This window comes from Streptomyces sp. NPDC004561, assembly GCF_053602155.1.
This window is the reverse complement of record NZ_JBSGDB010000925.1, coordinates 1-1161: the sequence shown is the minus strand read 5'-3', so window position 1 is coordinate 1161 and position 1161 is coordinate 1. Positions and strand designations below refer to the sequence as shown.

Annotated in this window: 3 protein-coding genes and 1 pseudogene; 1 reads left to right on the top strand and 3 read right to left on the bottom strand. The window is 71.7% G+C overall.

What is annotated here, in order from left to right; translation table 11 throughout:
- Positions 1-336 (top strand): annotated as a pseudogene (locus ACWEN3_RS46755) (SAM-dependent methyltransferase); the annotation flags it as partial.
- Between the two features lie 19 nt (positions 337-355).
- Here ACWEN3_RS46755 and ACWEN3_RS46750 read toward each other — a convergent pair.
- The 3 genes from ACWEN3_RS46750 to ACWEN3_RS46740 form a co-directional block, all read right to left on the bottom strand.
- Positions 356-637, bottom strand: a complete 282-nt coding sequence (locus ACWEN3_RS46750; RefSeq protein WP_397938672.1) for a gas vesicle protein K — start codon at positions 635-637, stop codon at positions 356-358.
- Positions 637-822 (bottom strand): gas vesicle protein, encoded by a 186-nt coding sequence (locus ACWEN3_RS46745; protein WP_452984558.1) that lies wholly within the window; start codon positions 820-822, stop codon positions 637-639. Before ACWEN3_RS46745 ends, ACWEN3_RS46750 begins: the two co-directional genes overlap by 1 nt.
- Positions 819-1161 (bottom strand): GvpL/GvpF family gas vesicle protein (locus tag ACWEN3_RS46740; RefSeq protein WP_452984556.1); only part of this gene is annotated, 343 nt, incomplete at its 5' end. The genes ACWEN3_RS46740 and ACWEN3_RS46745, both read right to left, overlap by 4 nt.

Sequence of the window (1161 nt, the reverse complement as noted above, 5' to 3'; positions counted from 1 at the left end):
GCCCGCGCCAACGGCGGCGAACCGGACGCGGGGCGCCGGCTGAAGGCCTGGGCGCTGGCCGCCGGGCTCACCGACGTCACCGCCACCTCCACCACCTGGACCTTCGCCACCCCCGAGGAGCGGGCCTGGTGGAGCGGCCTGTGGGCGGACCGCACCCTCGCCTCGGCCTACGCCGGCCGGGCCACGGAGGGCGGTCACGCGACCGCCGGGCAGCTGCGCGCGGTGTCCGGGGCCTGGCGGGAGTGGGGCCGGCGGGAGGACGGCTGGTTCACGGTGCTGCACGGAGAGGTTCTGTGCCGCAAAGAAGGCCGTGAAAAAGGCCCTGCCCAGGCCTGAGTCCTGACGGCGGGACGGGTCAGTCGCGGGGAAGCAGTGGTCCGAGCGGCCCGAGGTCCAGGTTCAGGTCCTCGGGCCGCAGGCCGTAGCGGTCGCGCAGCTCGGCCATCCGGTCCTCCAGCAGCATCAGCGTGAGACCGATCCGCTCCTCCTGCTCCTCGGTGAGGTCGCCCGTGTCGAAGCGCCGCACGGCCTGCCGTTCCATCAGCTGGCGCAGCAGCTCCACCACCGTCAGCACCAGTTTCACCAGGTCGCGCTCGACCGTGTCGGGTTCGAGGTCGAGCCGCTTGCGGGCACTCATCAGGGCTCCTCGAAGGGTGAGGGGACCGACTGGTTCACCGAGCTGATCAGCGCGTTCAGATCGATGCGGACGAGATCGACGTCCGCGATGCGCAGCGTGACGTCGCCGGTGATGACGACTCCGCCGGCCAGCAGCCGGTCCAGGAGGTCGACCAGCGCGATCTCCCGGCGTTCGACGACGGTCACCGCGCCTCCCCCGTTTCCTCTCCGGTGAACGAGTAGGCGGCCCAGGGGCCGGTGAGTTCCACCCGGATTCCGGGCGCCTCGTCCTTCGTGCGGTCCACCAGTTCCACGAACTCCTCCGAATGCGCCCGCGACACCAGATAGGCGGCGTTGAGCACATTGCGTCCGGTCGCGCCGGACAGCGCGGAGTTCTGCGGGGCGTGCATCCGGCAGTCCTCCGCGTACGCGCACAGCCGCTCGTGCAGGGACTGCGCGAACGTCTCGGCGGCCTGCCGGCTCTCCTCGTGCGCCATGGTGTCCGCACGGCGCCGACGCAGATAGTCCCGGCCGCTCGCGGCCTTC